The following is a 25581-nucleotide window of genomic DNA, read 5'->3' on the forward strand; positions in this document are numbered from 1 at the left end:
CAAGAGAGAAGAACCGCATGCCGCGAGCCGCCTTCTCCCGGCCTGCGGAAAGAAGCTGGCCGGCAGGCCGGATGAAGGGCTGCCTTATACGGCAGCGCCGCGAAACCTTTCGATCTCGCGGCGCCGTGGGCAGGGAACGACGGAGCCGGTCAGCCCTGGTCGATCGGCAGCGCGAGGAAGCGGCTGCCGTCCTTGGTCTCGACCTGGAACAGCGCCTTGGTGCGGCCGTCCTTGCGGGCGCCCTCGATCACCTTCATCACTTCGTCGGCCGACTTGACGGTCTGGTTGTTGACGGAAGTGATGCGGTCGCCTTCCTTGAGGCCGCGGTCGCTGGCGTCGGAGTCCGGATCGACGGCGGAGACGGTCAGGCCGTCATCGCCCGGCGTCACCGAGATGCCGAGATCGGCGAGCGCCTGCGCGCTGTTCTCCTCGGCCGGAGCCGCCTCGTCCGGGGTTGCCGAAGCCTTGATCTGCTCGCCGGCAAGCGTGCCGATCTCGACGGGGACGGTCTGCGACTTGCCGTCACGCCAGATCGTCACGTCGATCTTCTTGCCGGGCGCGATGTCGGCGACGCGGCGGGCGAGGTCACGCGGGTCCTTGACGGGTTCGCCGTCGAGCGCGGTGATCACGTCGCCCTTCTTGATGCCGGCCTTGGCACCGGGCGAGTCGGCCTGCGGCTCGACGACGAGGGCGCCCGCCGCATCGGCAAGGCCGAGCGAGTCGGCGATGTCACGGCTCACCGGCTGGATCTGCACGCCGAGCCAGCCGCGATCGACCTTGCCGTCCTTCATCAGGTTGGCGACGACGCCCTTGGCGACGGAGGCGGGAATGGCGAAGGCGATGCCGACATTGCCGCCCGAGGGCGAGAAGATCGCGGTGTTGATGCCGACGACCTGACCGGAAAGGTTGAAGGTCGGGCCGCCCGAATTGCCGCGGTTCACGGCGGCGTCCACCTGGAGGTAGTCGTCGTAGGGGCCGGAGCCGATGTCGCGGCCGCGGGCCGAGATGATGCCGGCTGTCACCGTGCCGCCGAGGCCGAACGGGTTGCCGACGGCGACCACCCAGTCGCCGACGCGGATCTGGTTGTCATCGGCGAAGCTGACATAGGTGAACTTGCGCTTGTCCTTCTCGTCGACCTTCAGCACGGCGAGGTCCGTGCGGCTGTCCTTGCCGACGAGCGTCGCGTTGAGCTCCGTGCCGTCGTTCATGACGACCGTGAAGGCCGAGCCGTCGCTGACGACGTGGTTGTTGGTGACGATGTAGCCGTCTTCGGAGATGAAGAAGCCGGAGCCCTGTGCGGTCGGGCGCAGATGCGGCTTGCGGTTCGGGCCGCGACGGTCGCCGAAGCGGCGCTCGGGACCGCGGTCGCCGCGGAACTGGTCCTGGCCGCCGAATTCGCGGAAGAAGCGCTTCAGCGGGTGATCGTCGGGGAGCTCGTCGAAGCCGCGGCCGCCGAAGTTGAAGCTGAAGTTGCTCTCGTCGTTCGCCGGCTTGGCATCTGACTGGACGCGCACGGAAACGACCGCCGGGGAGACGGCCGCGACGACGTCGGCGAAGCTCGCAACCTGCGGCGCCTGGACGGTAACGGCTTCGGCAAAGCTCTCGGTAACGCGCGCGGGAATGCCGGTCGCAAGCATGACGGCCGCAAGCCCGGCGACGGTGGTCGTCTTCAGGACGGTCTTGAGGCCCGGACGGAATGCGGGAATCTTGGACATTCTTAGCACCTTTTTTCTCTGCTCTCATGGCCGCGTTCGGCAGCCGATGGGAAAGAGATAGGCCGGCGCACATTACAAGGCACTATCCGCCGCATGAATTTTTCGTAATGTTGGAAAATTCCCGGCGGCAAGCGCTAGTCGCGCTTCAGGGCGCGCTCCAGCTCCGCCTTCTCCGCCTCGGAAAGCGGCGTGCCCGTCGGCCTGCCGCCGCGCTTGCGCACGAAGAGGATCATCGCCGAGGCGCCGGCGAGGAAAAGCACCAGCGGCGCACCCCACAAAAGCAGCGTTTCGCCGCGCACGCGCGGGTTCAGCAGCACGAATTCGCCGTAGCGGGACACCACGTAGTCGATCACCGCTTCGTCGCTGTCGCCGTTCTTCAGCCGCTCGCGCACGAGCAGGCGCAGGTCGCGGGCAAGCTCGGCATTGGAATCGTCGATCGACTGATTCTGGCAGACCATGCAGCGCAACTGCGCCGAAAGCGCGCGTGCGCGCGCTTCAAGGGCCGGATCGGAGAGCACTTCGTCCGGGTTGACGGCGAAGGCCGGGATGGCGGCCAGGAGGAAGGCGACGGCGAGAAGCAGGCGGCGCATCATTCCGCCGCCTCCAGAACGGGCTTTGCCCTGCGCAGCTTCTGCGGCGCCCCGACGCGCAGGCGCCGGTCGAACAGGGAGACGGCCCCGCCCGCCATCATGATCAGCGCGCCGATCCAGATGCACAGGATCATCGGCTTCCACCAGACGCGCACGACGATCCCGCCGCCGGCCATCGGATCACCGAGCGAGACATAGAGCTGGCTGAGGCCGAAGGTGCGGATGCCCGCCTCTGTCGTCGGCATGCGGCGCGCGCTATAGAGCCGCTTCGACGACCAGACCTCGTCGACGATCACGCCGCCCCGCGCCACGGTGAAGTGGCCGGATTCCTCGGAATAGTTCGGCCCCTGTCCGCGGCGCATGCCGTCGAAGGTCAGGGTGTAGCCGCCCGCCTCGACCTGCATGCCGGGCTTCATTTCCACGACGTGCTCGGTCTCGAAGGCCGTGACCGCGATGATGCCGATGACCGTGACGCCGATGCCGATATGGGCGAGCGCCGTGCCGAAGGCCGAGCCCGGCAGGCCGACGAAGCGGCGGAAGGCGACATTGCCCGCCACCTTGCCGATGCCGGCGCGCAGCCAGAGATCGGTGATCGCGCCGGCGATCATGTAGAAGCCGATGGCGATGCCGAAATAGGCAAGCAGCGGCCCGCCGCCGTGCAGGTAGACCACGACCGCCGCTATCACGAGGCCGACGCCGACCGCCGCGAAGAGGCGCTGGCCGGCGGCGAGAACATCGCCCCGCTTCCAGGCGAGCAGCGGCCCGAAGGGCACGGCCAGCAGCAGCGGCAGCATCAGGAGGCCGAAGGTGAGGTTGAAGAAGGGAGGGCCGACCGAGATCTTCTCGCCCGTCAATGCCTCCAGCACCAGCGGATAGAGGGTGCCCGTCAGCACCGTCGCGGCGGCCGTCGTCAGGATGAGGTTGTTGAGGACGAGCGCCCCCTCGCGCGAGATCGGCGCGAAGAGGCCGCCGGCCTTGAGCGTCGCGGCGCGGAAGGCGAAGAGCGACAGCGCGCCGCCGATGAAGAAGACGAGGATGCCGAGGATGAAGACGCCGCGCGTCGGGTCGGTCGCGAAGGCATGCACCGAGGTCAGCACGCCCGAGCGCACCAGGAAGGTGCCGAGCAGCGACATGGAGAAGGTGAGGATCGCCAGCAGCACGGTCCAGATCTTCAGCGCCTCGCGCTTTTCCATGACGATGGCGGAATGCAGCAGCGCCGTGCCGGCGAGCCACGGGATGAAGGAGGCGTTCTCCACCGGATCCCAGAACCACCAGCCGCCCCAGCCGAGCTCGTAATAGGCCCAGTAGGAGCCCATGGCGATGCCGGCGGTGAGGAAGGCCCAGGCGGCGAGCGCCCAGGGCCGCACCCAGCGCGCCCAGGCGGCGTCGATCCGCCCGTCGATCAGCGCCGCGATGGCAAAGGAGAAACAGACGGAGAAGCCGACATAGCCGAGATAGAGCAGCGGCGGATGGATGGCGAGGCCGATGTCCTGCAGCACCGGATTGAGGTCGCGCCCCTCGGCCGGCGCCGGCGAAAGGCGCAGGAACGGATTGGATGTCAGCAGGATGAAGAGCGCGAAGGCCACCGAAATGAGGCCCTGCACAGCCAGCACGTTCGCGCGCAGCCGCTCGGGGAGATTGACGCCGAAGGTCGCGACGAGCGCGCTGAAGAAGACGAGGATGAGGAGCCAGAGCATCATCGAGCCCTCGTGGTTCCCCCACACGCCCGAGATCTTGTAGATCATCGGCTTCAGCGAGTGCGAATTCTCCACGACGTTGACGACCGAGAAGTCGGAGACGACATAGGCGAAGGTCAGCACCGAGAAGGAGAAGAGCACGAGCATGAAACCGGCGAGGGCCGCGGCGGGAGCCACGGCCATCAGCGCGCGGTCGCCCCGGATCGTGCCGACCAGCGGCAGGACGAACTGGACGATGACGGTCGCCAGCGCCAGGACGAGGGCATAATGGCCAAGCTCGATGATCATTTGATCGTTTCCTTGCCGGAGAGTTCGACGCCCTGCGCCTGCAGCCGGTCCGCCACGTCCTTGGGCATGTAGGTCTCGTCATGCTTGGCGAGCACCGTATCGGCGACGAAGAGGCCATTCGAGCCGAAAGCGCCCTCGGCCACCACCCCCTGCCCCTCGCGGAAGAGGTCAGGCAGGATGCCCGTATAGGTCACCGGCACCGTGGCGAGCGTGTCGGTCACGGTGAAGGTCACGGTCGACCCCTCGCCGCGCTTGACGGTGCCGGCCTCGACCAGTCCGCCGAGGCGGATGCGCGTGCCCGGCTCGACATTGGCCTTGGCAAGGTCCGTCGGCACATAGAAATAGGCGATCGACTGGCTGAAGGCAAACATGACGAGCAGCACTGCCGCCACGAGAAAGGCGATGCCGCCGCCGATCACTGCCAGACGTTTCTGCTTGCGTGTCATTGTCCGCTGTCCTCAACCGAAATCGACAGATCCCGTGCCAGCGCCAGAAGCTGCTTTCCGTTCTCGCTGCCGGCCGGGAAGGTTTCCAGGGCCGTCTTTAGCGCCGCTTCGGCCTTCGGCCTTTGATCCAGCACAACATAGGAGCGGATGATGCGCATCCACCCTTCGAAATTGTCGGGATTTTCCGCAAGCTTTTCCGCAAGGCTCTCGACCATGCCGCCGATCATCTGCCGGCGGTCGCCGGCCGACATGTCCTGGGCGGCCGCCACGTCGTCCGCCGTCGGATTGCCGAGCTGGCCCGCCGCAACGCTGCCCTGCCCTTGCGCAACGCTGCCCTGCCCTTGCGAAAGGGCTGCGATGTGCTCCTTGACGAGCGGCAGCCAGGGGGCATCGGCCGGCGCTTTCTGAACCAGCGCCTCGAAGGCTGCCCGGGCCTCCTCCGGCTTGCCTTCCTGCTCCAAAGCCAGCGCCAGATAGTAGCCGGCGCGCGGATTGCCCGGCTGTAGTGCGAGGGACTGTTCCAGGAGCTTTCGGGCATCCGCGGTGATGATGCCGTTCGCCAGAGCGATCTGCGTTTCCGCCTGGCCGTCGAGACGGTCCGTGGTCGGGCCGAGAATGCGGATGGCCTGGGCGTAGGCGTTCGCCGCATCCTCCATCCGGCCGTTGCGATAGTAGATCGGCGCGAGAAGATCCCAGCCCTCCCCGTCGTCCGGATTCTGCGCCAGGTGGTTCTCCGCCCGCGCGATGAGGATGCTGATGTCGGTTCCGGGATTGGCAAGGCGCTCGGCGAGCGGCTGGGCCGGAAGATCCGGCCGGCCGGTCGCAAGATAAAGACAGAGCCCGATGGCGGGCGGGAGCACGATCACGAAGGCCTGCGCCAGCCGGTTGCGACGGCTCGCCGGGCTTGCGCGCTCGTTCTTTTCGGCATTGCTGGCGGCGATCAGCCGGCGCGCGACTTCCGCGCGGGCAAGCTCGGCCTCATTGGTGCCGATGAGGCCCGACGCCTCGTCGCGCTTCAGCTCCTCGAGCTGGTCGCGGTAGACCTCCACATCGTGGCCGGTGTCGCCCGCGGCCGCAGGAGGGCGCCGCAGCAGCGGAAGGAGCAGGACGACGGCGACGGCGGCCGTCAGTATGGCGACGAGAATCCAGAAGAACATGACCGTTCAAATACTGGAACGTCCCGCCGTTTCCAATTCCCCTTGGCGCGATGACGCAAAATTGAGGCGTTTCGCCGCAAGTGTGGGCTGTTTCGTCAGGAAAGCGGCGCCCAGGCGCCGTCCGCGTTGCGGCAGGCGGCACCGCGGGTCGTGGTGTCGCGTCCCTCGACCGTCAGCGTGTGGCTGTACTGCCGGCAATTCTGCGAGCCGACCTGGTAGGGCGCGGCCGCGACGACCGATCCGGTGACGCCCTTGCCCTGCCAGACGACCGGCTGGCCGCCGGGCGCGGCTTCCAGCGCGCGATATTCGGCTTCCAGCGCCCGCTGCATGTCCGCCCTGGAAAGCTGCGCCGCCGTATTGCGGCTCACGAGGCCGCCCTGCAGCGCCGTTATGTAGACGGCCGCACGCGAGCCGGACGGCAGCACGCCGCCGGCCATGCCCTTGCCGCCCGATGTGGTCGTGCATCCCGAAACCGTCGCTGTTGCCAGAAGCAGGGGGAAAAAGGCGCCGCGCAAACCCGTCTTCATCCGCTGGGACCGTCTCTCTAAACGCAAGGGGCGGCAAGCCGCGCCATAACCATCCGCATCCGCGATCCTCATTATCGCGAGCCCTTCCCTTGTTGCATTGTCCGCCGCCTCAGGCAACATCCTTTGTGACCGCCGGCAGGACGAGACGTGCCAGAAGCCCGCCGCCCGGCCCGCGCGAAAGCCCGAAGGTCCCCTGGTATTCCGAGGTGATCTCGCTGACGATGGAAAGGCCGAGGCCGGTGCCCGGCTTGCTTTCGTCGAGACGCTTTCCCCGCTTCATCGCCTCGCGGATCTGATCCGGCTCGAGGCCCGGCCCGTCGTCCTCGACCTCGATCAGGATCCAGCTCTTGCGCGCGTCGTCGGTGCCGCGCATGTCGGGCGGCGCCGGGGTGACGCGAACGGCGACCGACGTGCGGGCGTACCGCGCGGCGTTTTCCAAGAGGTTGCCGACGGTTTCCTCGACGTCCTGCTGTTCCATCGCCAGGACGAGCCCCGGCGGATCGACCGTCAGCGGAAACTGCATGTCGGCGTTCAGCCGCCGCATCACGCGCACCAGCCGTTCCATGACGGGCTGCGTCTCGGTGCGCGCCAGCACCGATTCGCGCTGGGCGGCGATGCGGGCGCGGTTGAGGTAGGATTGCACCTGGTCCTGCATGGCCTCGGCCTGGGTGCGCACGAGGTCGCCCTGGGGGGCGGCGAGCAGGCGGGCCTCGTTGAGCAGCACGGCGATCGGCGTCTTCAGCGAATGCGCAAGGTTGCCGACCTGCATGCGGGCGCGCTCGACGATGCGCCGGTTGCTGTCGATCAGCGCATTCACCTCGCTCGCCAAAGGCAGGATCTCCCGGGGAAATTCGCCGTCGAGCTGTTCGCTTTCGCCGGCGCGGATCTTTTCCAGCGCCTTGCGCGCCCGGTCGAGCGGCTTGAGGCCGATCAGGATCGCCGCCGCGTTGAGCAGGAGGCTGCCGACGCCGAAGCCGGCGAGCGCCAGGTAGAGGCTGGAGGAGAATTCGGTGATGTCGTCTTCCAGCACGTCGCGGTTGCCCACCACGCGGAAGCGGGCCGTCCGCCCCTCGTCGTCGAGCACCACCTCCGTCTCGCCCACCTCCACCTCGTTCCCGAAGGAATCGACCGTGGTGTAGAAGCGCTCGTAGCGCGTATCGAAGGGAATGCTGTCCGTATCGGGAATCGGAATGCTGCCGGTGCCGAGCGAGGAAGAGGTCAGCGCCTCGCCCTCCAGCGAGCCGCCGATCGGCTCGACGATCCAGTACCAGCCGGACTTCGGCTGGAAGAAGCGCAGGTCCCCGAGCTGCGGCGTGCCGGCAAGCCGGGTGTTCTCGCTCGCCGAAACCGAATTGATGACGTTGTAGAGCTGGGCGCGCAGGAGATCGCGAAAACTCTTCTCCGCGCTCTGCCTGTAGAGCGTGGAGATGACGACGGCGATGACGACGAGCGCCACCGCGGCCCAGAGGGAGGCGAGGAAGAGGACGCGGAAGGTGAGCGAGCGGGAGCGCCTGGCGTTATTTGCCATTGGCGGGGGCTTGCATCCGGTAGCCGAGGCCGCGCACGGTCTCGATCAGGTCGACGCCGATCTTCTTGCGCAGGCGCCCGACGAACACTTCGATCGTGTTGGAATCGCGGTCGAAATCCTGATCGTACATGTGTTCGACCAGCTCGGTGCGCGAGACGACCTCGCCCATGTGATGCATGAGGTAGGAGAGCAGGCGATATTCGTGCGAGGTGAGCTTGAGCGTCTCGCCGTTGACGGTCGCCTTGGAGCCCTTGGTATCGAGACGGACGGGGCCGCAGACGATGTCGGGGCTGGCGTGGCCGGCCGCGCGGCGGATGAGGGCGCGGATGCGCGCCAGCACCTCCTCGACATGGAAGGGTTTTGCCACGTAGTCGTCGGCCCCGGCGTCGATGCCGGCGACCTTGTCGCTCCAGCGGTCGCGGGCCGTCAGGAGGAGGACGGGCATGGACTTGCCGTCCGCACGCCATTTTTCGAGGACGGTGATGCCGTCCATCTCCGGCAGGCCGATGTCGAGGATGATGGCGTCATAGGGCTCGGTATCGCCGAGATAGTGGCCTTCCTCGCCGTCGAAGGCCTGGTCCACCACGTAGCCCGATTCCTTCAGCGCCTCGCTGAGCTGCCGGCTCAGGTTGACGTCGTCCTCGACCACCAGAATGCGCATCGCGTCGTCCCCGTCTCCATTCCATCGCCGGGCCGGGCGGCCCGGCGGCCCTTACATCGGCACGCGCACCGTCACCTTGCGCGGGCGGGCATTGCCATTGCCGGGCACCAGCACGGTCACCACGCAGCTATCGCCATCCGGCTTGGCGGACAGAAGCTCGCCGCCGGTCTGGGCCACCACCTGCGCGGCCGCATTGCTGCAGTCGCCGCCCACCTCGACGAGGCCCCGCACCCCGCCCGTTTCGACGGGCGCCGGGAGCATCAGGCTGGCCGCAAGCGCGGATATGAGAAGTGGCGAAGCCATGAACATACTTTCAGATGCGGATCATTGTGATGCAAGCAATAAACGATCCACGCTGAATGGCAAATGAATGCCGGACGGCACGCAGCGCCGTCTTACTTCACGCGCCGGCTCGCCGAAATGCGGCCGACCAGGGCCATGAGGCCGCCGGCCGCGCCCACCGCCGCGACGAGGAGATCGGCGAGCTCGGCCTGGTCGCCGGCCGTCACCTCGACGCCGATCGCATGGGCCAGCGAGGCGAGGATCGCGATCAGGGCGCCCCACACGGTGCGGGACTGATACCAGGCTTTCACGTCGTTCATGGTGTTCTCCTTCGCTAGAGGGTCAAGGTCGCCGCGGCCGGCAGGCCGAGCGGCACCGCGCGGCCGAGCTGGCGCACGCGGATGGTGAGCGCGCCCTGCGGCGCGCCGAAATCGGCCAGTTCGTCGGCGGCCGGATAGGTGTAGGCGGGGACCGGGGTCTCGACGCTGCGCAGCACCGTTCCGCCCGAGAGAATGTCGAGCCGGTAGGCCTCGGCCGGCTCGTCGAGCGGGATTTCGGCGGCGAGCCAGCTATCCGAATCGATCCGCCCGCGCCGTATCCATGAGAAGCGCGCCACCCCGTCGAGCCCGCGCCGGCCGCGAAGGTGCACGGGCGAAAGCGGCGTCAAGGCCCGCTGTCCACCGGCAAAGGCGAACGGCCCGACCTGCCCTTCGGAAACGCCGACAGCATCGACGATCCAGTTCGAGAGCCGCCCGATCTCCTCCACGTCGAGGCCGAGCGGGCGCACGGCATCGTCGAGCACAACGACCTGCGCCCCTTCGGCATGGCCGGACACCATGGCGTCCTCCGTGCCGCAAAGCGCGCGCAGCAGCCCCGTCAGCCGCCAGCGGCCCGGCGCGATCTCGCTCGCCGTGCGGAAGGCGACGATCTCCCACGCGCCGTTTGCGCCCTCGACGGCGAGGCGGTTGCCGCCGTTCAGCACGCTCACCGTGTCCACGGAGGAGAGCCCGCCCGTGGGCAGGTCGAGAAGGATCGCCCGGTCCGGGTCGAAACGCCCAACGACGCCCGCCGCCAGCGGCTCGGCCAGCTCGCCGATCCGCGCCGGCCGGTCGAGGCGGACGCGGATGCGGTAGCCCTCGCTGGTTTCCGAGCTGGAGACGACCATGGAGCGCCACGGCCGCGCATAGGCGGCGATGGAGGCGAAATCCTGCGCCTCGCCCGAGCCGAGGACCGGCAGGTCGAGAAAGGCGATGACGGGCGAGAAGGCATCCGCCGGTCCCGCCCCGTTGACCGGCTTGCTGCCGCCGCCGACCACCAGCGGCGCCGCGCTCTCCCCCGCCGCCAGCCCCCGCGCCTCCACCTCGCGCACGAGGCCGTCGGTGATGCCGGTGATGAGGAAGCGCCCGGAAGGCCCCTCGGCGAGCCGCACCACGTCGCCGGGCGTGAAGCCGAGCGCCGTGGGCGGCAGGCGGAAGGTGACGCGGCGCTGGCCGGAGCGATGGTCGCGCAGCGCGGTTTCCACGCTCGTCGTCGCCGCCCCCGCATGCAGCACGGCCGGCAGCGAGATGCGCAGCACCCGGTCCGTATCGCCCGCCATGCGCCGAGAGCGCGTGGTGACGCGCGGATGGGCGCTCGTCTCGTCGAAATGGTCGAGGATCGCCTCGCCGGCCAGATCGCTGATATGGCCGCGCGTCTCCTCGAAAAGCGCCTCGTCCGGCCGTTCGGCCAGCACGTTAAGCCGGGTCGCCGGCAGGGCGGATTTCAGCCGCGAGCGGAAGGTGAGCCTGCCGTTCGCCTCCAGCGCGTCGATCTGGAAGGCTTCCATCAGCGGCTCGATCAGCCCGCGCGCCGAGGCCTGCTCGCCCTGCACGAGGCCCGGCAGGTCGCCCACCACGCCCGAAACGTCGAAATCGGCAAAGCCGTTGTCGGTCAGGATGGCGGCGATGACGTCGGCGACGGTGCCCGCGCCGAGCCGGCCGTTCAGCCAGTGCCCGCGCTGCCAGTTAATGCCGTCGGTCCAGAGCGCGGTGTTTTCCGGAAAGGCCGGATAGGGTCGCGCGTCCCAGGTCCACAGGAACATGCGGCCGGGATCGACCATGCCCGCTTCCGGCCCCGCGCCCTGCCACCAGTCGTGATGGGCGTCGAGGAAGCGGCGCTGCATGGAATCGCTGCGCGCCCCGCCCGAATGGTGCGGCAGCGTGTTCTCGACGCTCTTAGGGTCGAGGAAGGTCTGCGGCTGGTTGGCGCCCTTGTCGATGGCCGGGCAGCCGAGCTCGGTGAACCAGACGGGCTTGCCGCGCGGCACCCAGGCGGTCGGCGTCGGCAGTTCCGCCCCGCCCGGCCCGCGCTCGTAGTGCGGGTTCGCCCACCAGCCCGCGATGTCCTTGTAGCGGAAGGTCCAGGGCTTTCCCGCCGCCCCGTCGCTGATCGGCCGGCGGATGCGCGCCTTGCGGTCGGCATCATCGGCATAATACCAGTCGAAGCCCTCGCCGCCGGCGATCATGCCGGCCATGCCAGCCATGTCCTCGCCATGGCGGAAACCGTCCGGGTTGCCGGCGAGCGTGTCGCCGTCCTGCCAGTCGGCCAGCGGCATGTAGTTGTCGATGCCCACGGCGTCGATCGCCGGATGCGCCCAGAGCGTGTCGAGATGATAGCGCACCTCGCCGCTGCCATCGGCCGGCTGGTAGCCGAAATATTCGCTCCAGTCCGCCGCATAGGTGATCTTCGTGCCGGCGCGCACGATCGTGCGCACGTCGGCCGCAAGGGTGCAGAGCCCCTCGACGAAGGGAAAGCGTCCGTCCCCGTCGCGCAGGCAGGTGAGGCCGCGCATCTCCGTGCCGATCAGAAAGCCATCGACGCCGCCCGCCGCTTCCGCCAGCAGCGCATGATGCAGGATCATCCGCCGGAAGCCCTGGTCGGCGGAAGGCGCGACGATGTTTCCGCCCGAGACGGAGAAATGCGCCCGCTGGGCATTGCCGAGGAAGGCGGCGACCTGCGTGCGCGCCGCGCCCGTGCGGTCGGCCGAGGGCGGATGGCAGGTGATGCGCCCGCGCCAGGGATAGGCCGCCTGCCCGGTTCCGCCATAGGGGTCCGGCAGGGCGTTACCCTCCGGTATGTCCATCATCAGGAAGGGATAGAGATAGACCTCCAGCCCGCGCGCCTTGAGGTCGCGGATCGCCGCGATGACGCTCGCATCCGAGGGCGTGCCTCCATAGGCCGCCGAACCGCCGTTGCGGCTGACGAGATAGGCGCCCGCGCGCGAAACGCCCGCCACGCGCCAGGCCCGCGTCTCCGTGCCGCGCGTGCGCACCTCGACGCCCGGCACCATCTTGCACTGGCCTGCCCGAAGGTCGGTGCCGAACCAGGAGACGACGAGCGCGACGCGTTCGAGGTTCGGGCAGAGGCTCTGCAGGTCGTTGATCGCCGCGTGCCAGTCGGTCGCGGCGAGCACCATGTTGCGGTTGAGGTGGCGGGCTGAGCCGGCGGCGAAGCGCTCGGTGACGAGCTGCGGATCGTAGCCATGCTCCGTCGCGCCGGGAATGACCGTCACGGCGCGGATCTTCTTCTCCAGCGTGCCGACGGGCTTGACCACCTCGAAATGCAGGATGGGAATGCGGTTGCCGTAGACGTCGAGCGGAAAGCGCTCCAGCACGACATAGGCAAGCCCCCGATAGGCCGGGGCGTTGCCCGCCCCCTGCTTGGCCTCGATCAGCGGATCGGGCGGCTGGTCGGGCGTGCCGGTATAAACGCGCACGGAGAGCGCCGAAAGGTCGACCTCGCGCCCGTCCGCCCAGATGCGGCGGATGGAGGCGATCGGCCCCTCGCAGATGCCGACCGCGAAATTGGCGAAGTAGCGGTAGGTCTGCGTGCGCGGCCCGCTCGCCTTGCCGCCCTGGCGCTGGACGATCACCTGCTCCTCGAAGCGCGTCGCCCAGATCAGCGTGCCGCCGACGCGCGCCGTGCCGTAGACGCAGCTGATCGCCGTGCCCTCTTCCGCGCCCGGCACGCGCGCATCGGCAAGCCGCGGGCCGGAATAGGTCCGGCTCCCATTGATGAGCGAGCGGTCGACCACGGAGCCGGCCAGCGCCCCGACGGCCCGGCCGACGATGGCGCCAACGGGACCGAAAACGCTGCCGAGCGCCGCGCCCGCGGCCTGGAGAAGAAGTGTCGCCATGGATCAGAAGGTCTCCGGAAAACGGAAGACGCCGGCGATGCGCCGGCGCCAGGCGGGAACGAGCGGCGATTCCAGCACCGCCGCCTGCTCGTAGGCATGGATGAAGCGATCCCCCGGCGTGGCGATGCCGGCATGCTTTGCCGCCATGCCGTCCTGCCAGCGGAAGACGAGGAGGTCGCCGGGGCGCAGGTCCGCCAGAGGCAGCGCCGCCCCGCAATGGCGCGCCGCCGCCTCCAGCAGCCGCTCCCTGCCCGTCCGCTCCGCCCAGTCCGGCGCATAGGGCGCCGGCACTTCCGGCTCCGCGCCGTAGAGCTCGCGCCAGACGCCGCGGATCAGCCCAAGGCAATCGCAGCCGACGCCCTTGAGCGACCCCTGATGCCGGTAGGGCGTACCGATGAAGGTCCGCGCGACGGCGACGATCCTTTCCTGGAAGACCTCAGTCATAGAGCGGGCTCCCGTCATGCACGGTCTCGCCGTCGGCATAGCCGTAGCTGAAATCGCTGCCGGGAATATGCGGGAAACCCTGGAAATTGAGGCCGTTGCCGAATTTCGCCTTGCAGGTGGAAAAGCGCTTGTCGCAGCCCGCCGTCACCTCCAGCGTGTCGCCGACGGCGATCTCCGCCGCCATCGGCAGCCACAGCGTCAGTTCGTCCGCGCCCTCCAGCCGGCGATGGTCCTCGACATCGGCCGAAAGCCCCTTCGCCGCGCCGCTGGTGAAGGACAGCACGCCATAGCGGAAGAAGCGCTCCGCAAAGCCGGAAAGCCCGCTGACCTCGACATGCATGTCGTCGCGCACCGCCGTCACCGTCGCTATCGCTTTGTAGGCCGCAAGGTCCATGCCGCAGCGCGCACCGCCGAACACGGCATCGCACTGGCGGGCATAGATGCGCCCGCGCATCTGGTCGAGCCGGTGCGCCAGCCGCCGAAGCTCGACGCGGAAAAGCCCGCCCTCGCGCCGCACCTCGCCAAGCTCTGCGGTGCGCAGCAGCAGCCGCTGCGACGGGTCCTGCCAGTTGACCGTGAAGACCTCCACCTTCGCGCCGTCGTAGCGCCCTGCCGAAAGGTCCTCGGCACGGATGGCGTCGGCGGAAAAGCCCCCCGAGACGTCGCCGCCCTCGGCCGAAAGCCCGTTGCCGTCCTCCGTCTCGCTCGCCTCGAAGCCGCTGGCGGCAAGATAGGCGAGCCCGCCGAAGGAAAGGTCGCGGTCGTGGTCGGTGAAGCCCATCACCAGGCCGTCGCGCCGGGTGACGCGCCAGGCGTTGCAGAGCGTCGTCGCCTCGCCGTCGAGATGGGCCTGCAGCCCTGCCGGTATCTCCCTCATGGCTTGATCTCCACGAGCGGGATGGAGGGAATGCGCCCCGCGTCGAACTGCCCGAGGTCGATGTCGATCCGGTCCGTGTCGAAGCGCACCGGCACGTCGAATTCGAAGCCCGCCCGCACCGTGCCCGTGAGCGGCACCTTGCCCGGCTTGAAGGTGATCGTCCCGGCCGTGTAGTCCACCGTATAATCCGCCGCCGGCACCGGACTGCCCGCCACCGCGACCGTCACCGTGCCGGTCGCCGGCTTGTCGATCCGGCGCACCGTTTCGCCGCCCGCATCCGCATAGCGCTTGACGAGCTCAAACTTCGCCATCGTCCCGTCCGCGGTGCCGAGGAACTGGTCCATGGCGCTGACGACCGCGCCAGGCTCGCAGGACTTGTGGTCCACCGGATCGCGGAAGCGGAAGCCGTAGAACTGCCCCGCCCGCGCCTCGAAGAAGGCGAGAACGGCGTAAAGGTCGTCGACCGAGCGCACGCCCGAGCCCGCATCGTAGCGCCGCCGCGCATCCTGCCAGCGGCGGTTGCGGTTCTCCCGCCCGTTGGAAAGGCTGACGATATCCGTCCGCCGCACCGGCCCGCCGCTGGTGCCGAGCGCCACCCGCAGCGGAAACCGCACCTCATGAAATCCTGCCATGTCTTCATCCTCGAAAATTCAGTTACCCGCCCGGCGAGAAGCCCCCTCATCCGGCTGCCGCCACCTTCTCCCCGCTGGGGAGAAGGGAAGGAGGCGACGCTTTCGACCACACGCGTCGCACGAGCCTGAAGGAAACCGGGTGCAACATCCCCTTCTCCCCTCGGGGAGAAGGTGGCGGCAGCCGGATGAGGGAGTGCACCGCCCCACGCCATCAGCAACGCCGCTGCCCTCGCACGATTAAGCACCGCAGCGATCCACCCTTCGGATTTGCGAAAACCGCCGCATGCAAAGAAGCAAGCGCTCCCCACCCGCCTACGTTCATCGCCTCGGGAAACCGAAGCATCCTCCCCTTCTCCCCGCCTGCGGGGAAAGGGTCGCGGCAGCGGGATGAGGGGCAGCCCCAAGCCGCAAGCGCCGCTTACAAACTCCGCTGCCCCCGCCCCACCGCGCGGGTCAGCATGGCGGCGATCTGCCCCTCGGACTTGCGGAAGCTCGCCGCGTCCGGCGTGGTCACGTTGAAGACGATGCGCGACCCGCCGCCCCCGCCGTCCGTTGCAACGCCCAGCGCCCCGTCCGGCCCCCGCCTGAGCGGCAGGATCGCTTCCGCCCCCGCCTCGCCCATCAGCCCGAGCCCGCCGCCGCTGCCGAAATAGGTCGGCGAGGACACGACGCCCCCCTTGGCGAACGGCGTGACGCCGCCGAGCAGGCTGGAAATGCCGGAGCTCAGCAGCCCTTCCAGCGGCTTCATGCCCACCGAAAGCGCGATATCGCTCATGCGCAGCGCCAGCCCGCGCAGCACGCTCTCCAGCCCCTTGCCGTCCACCACCGCGCCCTTCAGCGCATTGGTGAGCGCGAAGCCGAAGGAGCGCGAGCGCGCCTCCAGGTCGTCGAAGACGGTGGAAAGCGCCTCGGCCTCCGTCCGCGTGGCGGAAAGCGGGGTGTCGTTCCTGTCGGCCATGGTTCACTCCTTCTTGTCGGGAAAGGCCCGCATCAGCGCCGTAAGCCCCGCCCGGCCGGGCGTGCCGGCCGAGGGCCGCAGCAGGCCGAGCGCGAAGCCGAGTTCGCGCGGCGTCATTGCCCAGAAATCGCTTGCGGGAAGCCGCATCCGGCAGAGCCCGGCATGAAGCACCGCCTCCCAGGGGAAGGCAGGCGCCTCGCCGCTCAGGCCGGATGCGGCCGCGGAGGGTTTTCCGCAGGCCCGCCGCCGCCGAACGTCGCCTGCAACAAGTCGGCGGCGATGCGGGCGAAGCCCGCCAGCCCTTCCGCCACCGCCATCGCCGCCACGTCCTCGTCGCTGAAGAGGTTGCCGCCGCCGCGAAGGCCCGCGCCGATGATGCGGATGAGATCCTCCGCCTTCAGCCGGCCGCTGGAAAATCGCTCGGCCAGCCCCGTCAGGCTATCGACGGCAAAGGCCGTCTCCAGTTCCGCCAGCGCGCCGAGCGTCAGGCACAGCACGCGCGTCTCGCCGTCGAGGCAGGCTTCGATCTCGCCGCGATGCCGGTTCGCCCGCGCGCCCATCAGAGCGCCCCGAAGGTCAGCGCGCCGGCCGATTCCAACGCGATCTCGAACAGCACCTCGCCGTCATGCGCGCCGGAATATTCGAGCGAAGCAATCTGGAACGGCCCCGCGACGGTGCCGAAATCCGGAATGACGATCTGCCAGCCGGCAATGGTGCCGGCGAAGAACAGCGAACGCACCAGCGCATCGGACGCCTGGTCCTTGAAGATGCCGCTGCCGGAGAGCGCCGCGCGCTGCACGCCCGCCCCGCCGAGCAGTTCGCGCCAGCGCCCCGCCGATTCCGCATCCGTCACGTCGACGAGCGCGGCGTTGAAGGACAAGCGCTTCGAGCGCAGCCCCGCGACCGTCGCAAAGCCCGCCCCGTCATCGATCTTGAGCAGGAGGTCCCGCCCCTTCTGTGCCACCATGGCTAGGTCCTTTCCGTGAAAGAGATGTCAGGCATCCGGCTCCGTCACCGCGCGGAACCGCATTTCCGCGCGGTGGAAGCGGGACTTGCCGTCACGCCGCAGGCGCGTGTCAAGATGGAAGATCAGCACGAGGTGATGGCCGGCCAGAACCAGCGGCGCATCGTGCAGCGCCGCGCGGACGGCGGCGGCAATCGCCTGCGCCTGCCGGTGCCCCGCCGCCTCCGACCAGGCCTCCAGCGTCACGACATGGTCCTCGCCCGCCTCGGTGGCGGTCGAATGGTCCGTGCTGTCGATGCCGGCGATCACCAGCAGCGGCGTAGCCGGTTCGGCAAGCCGCCTGTCGGTGATGCCCGCCGCGCCGACCAGCGACACCAGCGCCGCATCGCCCGAGAGACGGGCGAAAATGGCCTTCTGCAGGGTGGAAGCCGCGCTCATGGCTTGATCTCCTCGCAGTCGCAGAGCGTGTAGCGCCCCGTCTCGTCGGGATCGCGGAAGGCGCGGATCGCGAAAAGCCGCGCGCCCTTGCGCAGCCGCATGCCGCCGGCAAGGTCATCGCGCCGGCGCAGCCGGATGCGGTGCGTCACCGTCACAGGCAACGTTCCCGCCGCCTCCTCGGCCCGCATGGCGACGGGCTCGATGGAAGCCCAGAGCGTCGCGACAGTGGCAAAGCCCACCGTCGCGCCGCCCTGTCCGTCCGGTACTTCCTCCGGCCGCTCCAGCACGAGGCGGGCCTTCAGCCGGCCGGGATCGAGCGTCCTTGCCATCACAGCCTCCTGAGCCGATATGGCGAGACGAGCCGGTCGTAACCCTCCGGCACCGCCCCAGGCTGATCCTCGACGGCAAGCACGCCGCGCAGCTCGAACATGGCGGCGACATGCAGCAGCAGCGCCCGCTTCAACGTATCCGGCACATCCGCGCCGCTCTCGCCGAAGCCGGCGGTGAAATCGATCTCGATGCCGTTCATCGCCCGCGCCGTCGCCGGCCGTTCGGGCAGGATGAGCCGCGCCGGCCGCGCCGCGCCGTCGAGGACATAGCCGGCCGCATTCACGTCGACCGGCGCACCGAAATCATCGTAGACCGTCAGCATTTCAATGGCTTGCACCGGCCCCCTGGCAATCTGAATCACCCTGCCCTCCGGCCAGTCGTCGAGATAGAGCCGCAGCAGCCGCACGATCAGGCAAAGCCCCGTCTCGGCCTCCATATATTGGCGCGCCGTGCGGACCAGCGCCGAAAGCAGCGCATCCTCGTCGTCCGTATCGAGGCGCAGATGCGCCTTCACCTCGGCGAGCGTGACCGGCTCCACGGCCGGCGGCAAGAGTTCGGCAATGGTCATGGCAATCCTGTCTGATGGAGGAAATGCGGGCGCGGCCGGGAGGAAAACCGCGCCCGCGGCACCGGCGGCAGGGAACGCCCGCCGGTGCGAGGGAAATTGTGAAAAGAAACCGTCGCCCCGCGATCCCATCTCCCCGCTCGCGGGGAGATGGGGACGGCAGGCGGATGAGGGGCGATCCACGGCAAGGCCCCGAGCCGGGTCGCCCCTCACCCCGACCCTCACCCCGCAAGCGAGGAGAGGGAGCGCAAAAGCTTGCGCCCGCGGCTCAGCTCGCCGCGAACTTCACCAGCTTGATCGCCTCGAAGTTCTGCACCCCGCCGCCGACGCGCTTGGTCGTGTAGAACAGCACGTAGGGCTTGGCGGAATAGGGATCGCGCAGCACGCGCACGCCCGTGCGGTCGACGACGAGATAGCCGGCGCGGAAATCGCCGAAGGCGATGGAGACGCTGTCGGCCGCCACATCAGGCATGTCCTCGGCCTCGGCGATGGCAAAGCCCATCAGCGAGGCCGCCTGGCCCGGCGTTGCCGGCGGGCGCCAGAGGTAGTTGCCGTCCGCATCCTTGAACTTGCGGATGGCGCTCTGCGTCTTGCGGTTCATGACGAAGCTGGCGTTCTGCCGGTGCCCCGCCTTCAGCGCATAGATCGTGTCGATCAGCGTGTCGGACGGCCCGCTCGCCTTGAAGGCGCCGGCCGCGCCCGTGGCGATATAGCCGATATTGCCCCAGCTCCAGCCGCTGTCGGCGACATTGGTGTAGCTGAGAAACCCCTTCGGCTTGTTGGTGCCGTCGCCGGAGACGAAGGCCGTGCCCTCCTGCTCGCCGAAGACGATGTCGACCTCCGAGGCGATCCAGCTTTCCACGTCCACCGCCGCATCGTCGAGCAGCGCCGCCGTCGCCGCCGGCATGGCGTAGAGTTCCATGGTCGGGAAGGAGAGCTCGGCGAGCTGCGCCGCGTTGGTCTGCGGCCGCGAGGCCGTCTCCGCCACCCAGCCGCAGGCCATGCCGGAGGTCGCGAAGGGCTTCTTCAGCACCGCACCGGAGACCTGCCGCACCGTCGCCAGCGCCCGGATCGGCGAGGCGGCGGAAAGCCGACGGCCGATCTCGGTATCCGTCTCCGGCGGCACGAGATAGCCGCCGTCCGCCGCCGAGCCGACCGACATGGCCTTGCCCTCCAGCGAACGAAGCGCGCTCTCGTCGCCCCGGCGCATATAGGCGGAGAAGGCCGCCTTGTGCTCGGCGGCCTCGGGCGAGCCCTCACCGGCCCCGCCGAGCGCCGGGCGCGCCTTCTTCAGCGCCAGCCCGTCGAGCACGCGCTTGTGCTCGTCCATGGCGCGGTTGATGCGGTCCACCTTGTCGCGCGTCACCACGTCGGCGGTCAGCTTCTGCTCGATCTCGCCGAGCCTGCGGTCGTTCGTCTCCTTGAAGGCCTCGAAAGCCTCCATGAAGTCGTCGAAGGCGGCGGTCATCGTTTCCGGCACGGCCTTGGTTTCCGGCGCGGTCTTCGTCGTCTGCGTCATGCCTGGTCTCTCCTGTTAGCGTTTCATGATCCGGGCCGCCCGGCGCATGGTGCGCACGAGCTCCGTTTCCCGGTCGCGGAACCACCGCGCATTCTTCACGTTCGACACCCGCGCCGAGGGCAGCATGGGAAAGGTGACGATCGAGATCTCCCACAGGTCCGCCTCCAAGATGCGGCGCACGCCGCTGCCCCGGTCGGTCCTGGAGCGCACCGTCTGGAAGCCGATGGACAGCCCGTCGAGCGCGCCCGATTTCATGAGCTGCAGCACCTCGCGCGCCCGGGCGACGCCGGGCGAAAGCACGCCCTCGACATAAAGTCCGCGCTCGTCCTCGCGGATGGTGCGCCAGCGGCCGATGGGCTCGGCCGGATCGTGCTGGAACAGCATGCGCACGCCCGAGGCGCCGCGCTTTCGCAGCGACTGCACGAAGGCGCCGGGCGCAATCGCATCCTTGCCGAGGTCCACCTCGCCGAAGAGGCTGGCATAGCCGGAAAACACCCCGTCGCCGGAAACGCCCGCAAGCGTCAGATCGGCATATTTCTTCGTCCGCCAGACCGGCAGGTCGTCGGTTGTCATTGGTCTCTCCTGGAAGGAATTAGGGGTTAGGCAGTCGGCAGTAGGGTTCCCGACAAAGCCGCCCCCCTACTGCCTATTGCCTATTGGCTACTGCCTCATCTTCTCCGCCAGCCGCGCCAGCACGCCGAGCCCCCACCAGGCCGAAAGGCTGGCGGCCGCCGAGCCGGTCAGCAGCACCTCCGCCGGCCCGAGATAGCCCGCGATGCCGAGCCGGACCGCGATCCACAGCCCCGCCGGCCCGCCGAAGACGAGCCCGCAGGCAAGCCCGGTGAGGAAGCGGCACCCCGCCTCGCGGCGGCTTCTCGGCAGGAGATAGATGAGCGAAACGGCCGCGCCCGCGGACGCGCCGACGAGCCGGGCCGTCCAAAGCCCGCCGTCGTTTCCGATGTCAGCCATTGTCAAGCCTCTCATATTGTTATGGAAATCCGGCAGGACGGCCAAAGGCGCGCCGGCTCGCGCAGAGCCGACACCGGCAATCCTCGAATCTTTCGAATCCCTTACGGCGCTTTCCTCGAAATCCGATTCAGCGCTTTCAAGGGTTGGGCCCGGAAAACGGGAAAGAGAGTCATCTTCTTCAGATCAAGCGTCTGCTTTTCCTGCAGAATTGTCGGCCCGGGAGGTTGCTTCACCCCCCTCTGCCCTGCCGGGCATCTCCCCCACAAGGGGGGAGATTGGATGGAGCGCCGTCTCGCCTAACGCCAGCGTTGCCGATTGAGCAAGGCGTTTGCCCCTTGCCGATCTCCCCCCTTGTGGGGGAGATGCCCGGCAGGGCAGAGGGGGGTGAAGCGGCACCCCCAACCCTCAATACCCCACCGCCCGCCGCTTCTCCTCGTCCGTCAAGAACCCCGCCGTGCCCACCCGCGCCCAGAGCTCGGAGCGTTCCGCCACGAGCCCGCTCACCTGGTCGAGGTCCGGCACCAGTCGCAGCCCGTCCCCCTCCTCGGAAAACCACACCGCGAAGGACGCCGCCGTGCGGCTGACGAGCGGCAGCACGGTCAGCCGCCAGAAGGCGCGGTTGGCCTCCTGGTAGTTGGCATAGGTCGCATCGCCCGGAATGCCGATCAGCATGGGCGGCACGCCGAAGGCGAGCGCGATGTCGCGCGCCGCGCCGTTCTTCGCCTCCACGAAATCCATCTCGCGCGGCGAAAGGCCCATCGCCTTCCAGTCGAGCCCGCCTTCCAGCAGCATCGGCCGGCCGGCGCGCGCTGCGCCGGAATAGCCCTCCTCCAGCTCGCTCTTCAGCCGGTCGTACTGGTCGGGCGAAAGGTTTCCGCCCTCCTTCGGCTGGTAGACGAGCGCGCCGGAGGGGCGCGCCGAATTGTCGAGCAGCGCCTTGTTCCAGATCGCCGCCGCATTGGAGAGGTCGAGCGCCATGGACGCCGCCTCCAGCGGGGCGAAGCCGAGCTGGTCGTCGAGCGGGTGGAAGAGCCTCAGATGCAGGATCGCCTGCCCCTCGCCCGCAGCATGCCGGCGCACATGATTGCCGGTGCGATACTCATAGGCCTCCGGCCAGCCGTCCCGCCCCTCGATAATGCGCATCCGGTCGGGCCGCAGCAGATGCAGCTCGCGCAACTCCTCGCCCACCTGCACGCCCTCGACGAAGGCGTTGCCTGACAGCAGGAGATGCCCGTACAGAGTCTCGAAGAAATCCGTCCCCGCCATGCGCCCGTTCGGCCGGGAAAGCAGCGCAAGCCGAAAATCCTCCGGCCGCTCCGCCTCGCCCTGATAGGCGAGCCACGGCACCGAAGCCGCCGCCTCGGCGATCATGCGCACCGCCCGGTGCGCCACCGGGTTCTTCATGAAGCCCTCGCGCGACAGCGAGGCATAGGACCGGCTCGACCAGTGCGCCCGGCCCTCCGCGGTCAGCGTGAAGAAGCCCGACGCCTTGGTTTCCGCCGCCTGGCGGCGGCGCGTGAGGAAGGATGGCAGTTTCATGATGTCCTCGATCGTGTCGGTTCGTGATTACCGGTATCTGCCCCAAGCGGGGAGAAGGCGGCGAGCTTGCTCACCGTGCAAAATGGAATGCAGCGGGCAATGCCCCTGCTTCGCGGCGCCACCCCCTCTGCCTGCCGGCATCTCCCCCACAAAGGGGGGAGAAGAAGGAGGCTTGCTCATCGTTCGAAATGGAATGCAAAGGATGCGGCAGGTTAAGTCCCTCCCCCTCGTGGGGAGGGATTTAGGGAGGGGTCTTGCCCTCCTCCCCGCCCAGCGCCGCCAAAAACGCCTGTCCATACAAGGCAACCCGTTCCGCCCGGTCCAGCCCGTTGACGATCCGCCGCGCGCCTACCCAGTCCGAACCGCTGCCGGGAAAATGATCCGCCAGCCGCCGCCCCGTGAAGGCGCCCTGCAGCATGCCCGCGAACAGGATCTCCACCGACACCGCCAGCTCCATCGCCCGCCCCGGCCGCGCGACGAGGTCGATACCCGTCAGCGCCGAAAGCCGCTCGTAGTTCCGCCTGTGGGTGATCTGCACCAGCCCGCGCCCGAGCCAGCTCCTACCGTCCGCGTCCCGCCGCCAATAGGGCGCGAAGACCTGCGGCAACCGCCCCTCCGCAAAGGCCCGGTCGAGATTGGCGATGGCCGCCGCGTCCGTCGCGGCGAAGGTCTCGCGCACAGGCTGCATGCGCCCGCCCGTCTCGTGATGGGCCGTCGCCAGCATATAGGCGAGGAAGCGGCGGTCGTCCGTCTCGCCGCCCCGCTCGAAGCGGTCGAGGAGCGCCGTCATGCCGCCCACCTGCCCCCGTGCCAGGCGCCCGCCGTAGAGCGCCCCGCGCACGCCGTCGAAAAAGACCTTGCGGTCGATAGCCATCGTCAGATCCCTCGTACCCGCGGCTCGCCCTGCCGGTCGATCACCAGAGCCGTCAGCGCCCAGACGAGCGCGTCGAGCCGGTCCGGCGAGCGGCCGGAGGAAAGCCCGTCCGGGCCGAAATCGCACATCTGGTCCTCCAGCTCGGCGAAGGCGCCGGCATGGGCGACGCGCCCCTGCTCGTAGAGCGCCGCCACCGGCTCGGCGCGCAGGAATTTCCCACGCGTCGCCCGCACCGTCGCAACAGGCAGGTTGGCGTCGACGCTCTTCAGCATCGCCGTCACCATGTCGCCGCCCTGGTTCACCTCGGCCACCACCCGGTCGGCGTCGAAGCGCCGGAAGGCACGCACCACCGCGCCCGCCCAGCCCGCCGGGCTCGCGCCCGTCACCGATCCGTCGGCCAGCACCACCGCGCGTCCGCTGCCATCCAGTCCCGCGACGACGATGCCGCAGACCGAAGCCACTGACGCCGTCGCCGGCGGATCGACCGCCACGACGATGCGCGACAGCGGTCCCGGCTGGCGCAGGCGGATCGCCTCCAGCCGCGCCCTCGTCCACAGCGCGTCCTCGCGGTCGGCGATCAGCTCGCCGTCGAGCTCCTGCCGCCCGAGCCGCGTGCCGCCGTAGCGGTCGGCCATGGCGGAAAGGAAACCCGGCGAGAGGTTCTTCGCATTGTCGGCGGTCGCGATGCGCCGCACCGCCGTCGCCGGATCGGCGGCCAGCGCCCGCAGCAGCGGCACCGGGCGCGGCGTCGTCGTCACCAGCACGCGCGGATCGTCGCCGAGGCGCAGGCCGAATTGCAGCATGTCCCAGGTCTCCTGCGCGTGCTTCCATTTGCCGAGCTCGTCGCACCAGCCGAAATGGAACTGCGGCCCGCGCAAACTCTCCGGGTCCTCCGACGAGAAGATCTGCCCGATAGACCCGTTCGGCCAGACGAGCCGGCGGCGCGAGGCCTCGAAGTCCGGCCGCAAGCGCCGCGCGATGCGGCAAATGCCCGACACGCCGTCGATCATCACCTCGCGCGCATCGCCGAGCGTCTCGGCCACCAGCGCGATGCGGCTTTCCGGCCGCGCCAGCGCCAGCGCATGCACCCATTCGGCGCCCGCCCGCGTCTTGCCCGAGCCGCGCCCGCCCATCAGCAGCCAGACCCGCCAGTCACCCGGCGGGGGTGTCTGTGCGGTGCGGCAGGTGAAGTGCCAGCCGCGGAGCTGGTGCAGGGAGTTGGGGACCAGTTGTTTGGCGGGCGTCGATGTCGATTCCGCCGCGTGCGCAGCCTCTCCAGAGCAAGACGGTGGCGGCAGGCTCCCTTCTCCCCTCGGGGAGAAGGTGCCGGCAGGCGGATGAGGGGGCTGCCGCGGATAAGAAGCCGACGTGCCGTTCCGAGTTCCCCCCTCATCCGACCCTTCGGGCCACCTTCTCCCCGAGGGGAGAAGGGAGGGCGGCAACGGCCGAGTCCCGTCCATGCCAGTCCTGTCATCTGCCGGGAGAACATCCGGGCGAGTAGATGAGGGGCAGTCGTCACCGACCGCACCTCGCCGCCCCAGCCCCGCCTCCAGCGCATCGCCCGCTTCCGCCAGTGCCGCCCGCCGTTCCTCGATCATCCTCAAGCCCGCGGCCGCCGCCTTCACAGTCCTGTCCAGTTTCTTGCGCGCCGCCCGGCAGGCCAGCCGTTCCCTACGGCCCGCCTTCCATGGCCGCGGCAGCATCGCCGCAAGCCCCGGTTTCCCGCATCCATTCCTCTTTCGCGGCATCCATCCGCTCCTTCACGCGCTGTTCAACGAGCCGGTCGAATTCTTCGATCAGCGCCGCCTCGTCGTCCTCTCCGCCGGCTTCCGCCTCGGTGCGACCGGCGATCAGCGTGCGTTGCAGGCTGTCGATCTTCTCCAGCGTGCGCACGATCAGCGAGACGGCCTCGATGGCCGCCTTGGCGTCGGTCTGGGCCAGCTTGCGCGCAGCCTCGTCGCCGGCATCGTCCGCATCGCGCTCGGCCAGCACCTTCTGGCTCTGGAAGCGCTGGAAGCGCTCGCGCAGCTCCTTGGTCATTTCGAGAAGCATGGCCTGCATGTCGAGGAAGGCATCGCCCGGCGCTTCCGCCTTGGTGTCCAGCACCGGCGCAGCGCCGCTCTCGAAGCCCGCGCCCTTTGCCGAAAGCCCGTCATAGACCGCCCATTCCGGCAGGATGCCGTAAAAGTCGGGATCGATCGTCATATCCGTTTTCATCGCAAGGCCCGAAAATGAAAAGGCGCCCGGTCCGAAAGGAACGAGCGCCTGCCAAAATCTCATCCGGGCACCCCCGCCTCTCTCCGAAAGCGGACATGCCCCATCACCAGGGTTTCTGTACAATTCCAGAAGCGCAACGCGCCGTGGCGGAACTGTCCTGGCCGGCCGCGGGCGGCCATCGCCGAACCTT

At 68.9% G+C, this 25581-nt stretch carries 28 protein-coding genes; all 28 read right to left on the reverse strand.

The window, feature by feature from the left end; translation table 11 throughout:
• Positions 1–149: 149 nt before the first annotated feature.
• The gene (locus L0976_RS18060; RefSeq protein ID WP_234188654.1) at positions 150–1715 is read right to left on the reverse strand and encodes a Do family serine endopeptidase; all 1566 of its coding nucleotides are present in this window, start codon (positions 1713–1715) and stop codon (positions 150–152) included.
• A gap of 134 nt (positions 1716–1849) precedes the next feature.
• Complete coding sequence (locus tag L0976_RS18065; RefSeq protein ID WP_234188655.1) at positions 1850–2308, reverse strand: cytochrome c-type biogenesis protein; 459 nt, start codon at positions 2306–2308, stop codon at positions 1850–1852.
• Positions 2305–4290: a heme lyase CcmF/NrfE family subunit gene (locus tag L0976_RS18070; RefSeq protein WP_203318288.1), complete on the reverse strand. Its 1986-nt coding sequence runs from the start codon at positions 4288–4290 to the stop codon at positions 2305–2307. The genes L0976_RS18065 and L0976_RS18070 overlap by 4 nt, the downstream gene beginning before the upstream one ends.
• Positions 4287–4736, reverse strand: a complete 450-nt coding sequence (gene ccmE / locus L0976_RS18075; RefSeq protein ID WP_203318287.1) for a cytochrome c maturation protein CcmE — start codon at positions 4734–4736, stop codon at positions 4287–4289. Before ccmE ends, L0976_RS18070 begins: the two co-directional genes overlap by 4 nt.
• Positions 4733–5893, reverse strand: coding sequence for a c-type cytochrome biogenesis protein CcmI (ccmI, locus tag L0976_RS18080; RefSeq protein WP_234188657.1), 1161 nt, complete (start codon positions 5891–5893; stop codon positions 4733–4735). The genes ccmE and ccmI overlap by 4 nt, the downstream gene beginning before the upstream one ends.
• Before the next feature lie 95 nt (positions 5894–5988).
• Positions 5989–6420 (reverse strand): hypothetical protein, encoded by a 432-nt coding sequence (locus L0976_RS18085; RefSeq protein WP_203318285.1) that lies wholly within the window; start codon positions 6418–6420, stop codon positions 5989–5991.
• 109 nt (positions 6421–6529) lie between these two features.
• Complete coding sequence (locus L0976_RS18090; protein ID WP_234188658.1) at positions 6530–7948, reverse strand: HAMP domain-containing sensor histidine kinase; 1419 nt, start codon at positions 7946–7948, stop codon at positions 6530–6532.
• Entirely contained in the window at positions 7938–8609 is a 672-nt protein-coding gene (locus tag L0976_RS18095) for a response regulator transcription factor (RefSeq protein ID WP_234188659.1), read from the reverse strand. The genes L0976_RS18090 and L0976_RS18095 overlap by 11 nt, the downstream gene beginning before the upstream one ends.
• 51 nt (positions 8610–8660) lie before the next feature.
• On the reverse strand, positions 8661–8912 hold the full coding sequence (locus L0976_RS18100) for a hypothetical protein (protein WP_234188660.1): 252 nt from the start codon (positions 8910–8912) through the stop codon (positions 8661–8663).
• Between the two features lie 92 nt (positions 8913–9004).
• Positions 9005–9211 (reverse strand): hypothetical protein, encoded by a 207-nt coding sequence (locus L0976_RS18105; protein ID WP_203318282.1) that lies wholly within the window; start codon positions 9209–9211, stop codon positions 9005–9007.
• Positions 9212–9225: 14 nt separating this feature from the next.
• The gene (locus L0976_RS18110; protein ID WP_234188661.1) at positions 9226–13065 is read right to left on the reverse strand and encodes a glycoside hydrolase/phage tail family protein; all 3840 of its coding nucleotides are present in this window, start codon (positions 13063–13065) and stop codon (positions 9226–9228) included.
• Between the two features lie 3 nt (positions 13066–13068).
• Complete coding sequence (locus L0976_RS18115; protein WP_234188663.1) at positions 13069–13509, reverse strand: NlpC/P60 family protein; 441 nt, start codon at positions 13507–13509, stop codon at positions 13069–13071.
• Complete coding sequence (locus L0976_RS18120; protein WP_234188664.1) at positions 13502–14386, reverse strand: DUF2163 domain-containing protein; 885 nt, start codon at positions 14384–14386, stop codon at positions 13502–13504. Before L0976_RS18120 ends, L0976_RS18115 begins: the two co-directional genes overlap by 8 nt.
• A complete protein-coding gene (locus L0976_RS18125) occupies positions 14383–15018 on the reverse strand; it encodes a DUF2460 domain-containing protein (protein WP_234188665.1) in 636 nt (211 codons plus the stop codon). Before L0976_RS18125 ends, L0976_RS18120 begins: the two co-directional genes overlap by 4 nt.
• 418 nt (positions 15019–15436) lie before the next feature.
• On the reverse strand, positions 15437–15976 hold the full coding sequence (locus L0976_RS18130; protein ID WP_234188666.1) for a phage tail tape measure protein: 540 nt from the start codon (positions 15974–15976) through the stop codon (positions 15437–15439).
• Between the two features lie 3 nt (positions 15977–15979).
• On the reverse strand, positions 15980–16183 hold the full coding sequence (locus L0976_RS18135) for a rcc01693 family protein (protein WP_255696061.1): 204 nt from the start codon (positions 16181–16183) through the stop codon (positions 15980–15982).
• Positions 16180–16536, reverse strand: a complete 357-nt coding sequence (locus tag L0976_RS18140; protein WP_203318275.1) for a gene transfer agent family protein — start codon at positions 16534–16536, stop codon at positions 16180–16182. Before L0976_RS18140 ends, L0976_RS18135 begins: the two co-directional genes overlap by 4 nt.
• Positions 16536–16943, reverse strand: a complete 408-nt coding sequence (locus tag L0976_RS18145) for a phage major tail protein, TP901-1 family (protein WP_234188668.1) — start codon at positions 16941–16943, stop codon at positions 16536–16538. Before L0976_RS18145 ends, L0976_RS18140 begins: the two co-directional genes overlap by 1 nt.
• 27 nt (positions 16944–16970) lie before the next feature.
• Complete coding sequence (locus L0976_RS18150; protein WP_234188669.1) at positions 16971–17378, reverse strand: DUF3168 domain-containing protein; 408 nt, start codon at positions 17376–17378, stop codon at positions 16971–16973.
• Positions 17375–17707 carry a phage head closure protein gene (locus L0976_RS18155; protein ID WP_234188670.1) on the reverse strand — a complete coding sequence of 111 codons (333 nt, stop codon included), beginning with the start codon at positions 17705–17707 and terminating at the stop codon, positions 17375–17377. The genes L0976_RS18150 and L0976_RS18155 overlap by 4 nt, the downstream gene beginning before the upstream one ends.
• A complete protein-coding gene (locus L0976_RS18160; RefSeq protein WP_234188671.1) occupies positions 17707–18276 on the reverse strand; it encodes a head-tail connector protein in 570 nt (189 codons plus the stop codon). Before L0976_RS18160 ends, L0976_RS18155 begins: the two co-directional genes overlap by 1 nt.
• 265 nt (positions 18277–18541) lie before the next feature.
• Positions 18542–19792, reverse strand: coding sequence for a phage major capsid protein (locus L0976_RS18165; RefSeq protein ID WP_234188672.1), 1251 nt, complete (start codon positions 19790–19792; stop codon positions 18542–18544).
• A 15-nt stretch (positions 19793–19807) separates the two neighbouring features.
• Positions 19808–20365: an HK97 family phage prohead protease gene (locus L0976_RS18170; protein ID WP_234188673.1), complete on the reverse strand. Its 558-nt coding sequence runs from the start codon at positions 20363–20365 to the stop codon at positions 19808–19810.
• A gap of 87 nt (positions 20366–20452) precedes the next feature.
• A complete protein-coding gene (locus tag L0976_RS18175) occupies positions 20453–20761 on the reverse strand; it encodes a DUF6107 family protein (RefSeq protein ID WP_234188674.1) in 309 nt (102 codons plus the stop codon).
• A gap of 405 nt (positions 20762–21166) precedes the next feature.
• Positions 21167–22300 (reverse strand): phage portal protein, encoded by a 1134-nt coding sequence (locus L0976_RS18180; RefSeq protein WP_234188675.1) that lies wholly within the window; start codon positions 22298–22300, stop codon positions 21167–21169.
• A 241-nt stretch (positions 22301–22541) separates the two neighbouring features.
• Complete coding sequence (locus L0976_RS18185; protein ID WP_234188706.1) at positions 22542–23180, reverse strand: hypothetical protein; 639 nt, start codon at positions 23178–23180, stop codon at positions 22542–22544.
• Positions 23177–24403 carry a DNA-packaging protein gene (locus L0976_RS18190; RefSeq protein WP_370643711.1) on the reverse strand — a complete coding sequence of 409 codons (1227 nt, stop codon included), beginning with the start codon at positions 24401–24403 and terminating at the stop codon, positions 23177–23179. The genes L0976_RS18185 and L0976_RS18190 overlap by 4 nt, the downstream gene beginning before the upstream one ends.
• A 442-nt stretch (positions 24404–24845) precedes the next feature.
• A complete protein-coding gene (locus tag L0976_RS18195) occupies positions 24846–25379 on the reverse strand; it encodes a hypothetical protein (protein ID WP_234188676.1) in 534 nt (177 codons plus the stop codon).
• Between the last annotated feature and the right edge of the window lie 202 nt (positions 25380–25581).

This window comes from Shinella sp. NM-101, from assembly GCF_021401195.1.
Taxonomy (GTDB): Bacteria; Pseudomonadota; Alphaproteobacteria; order Rhizobiales; family Rhizobiaceae; genus Shinella.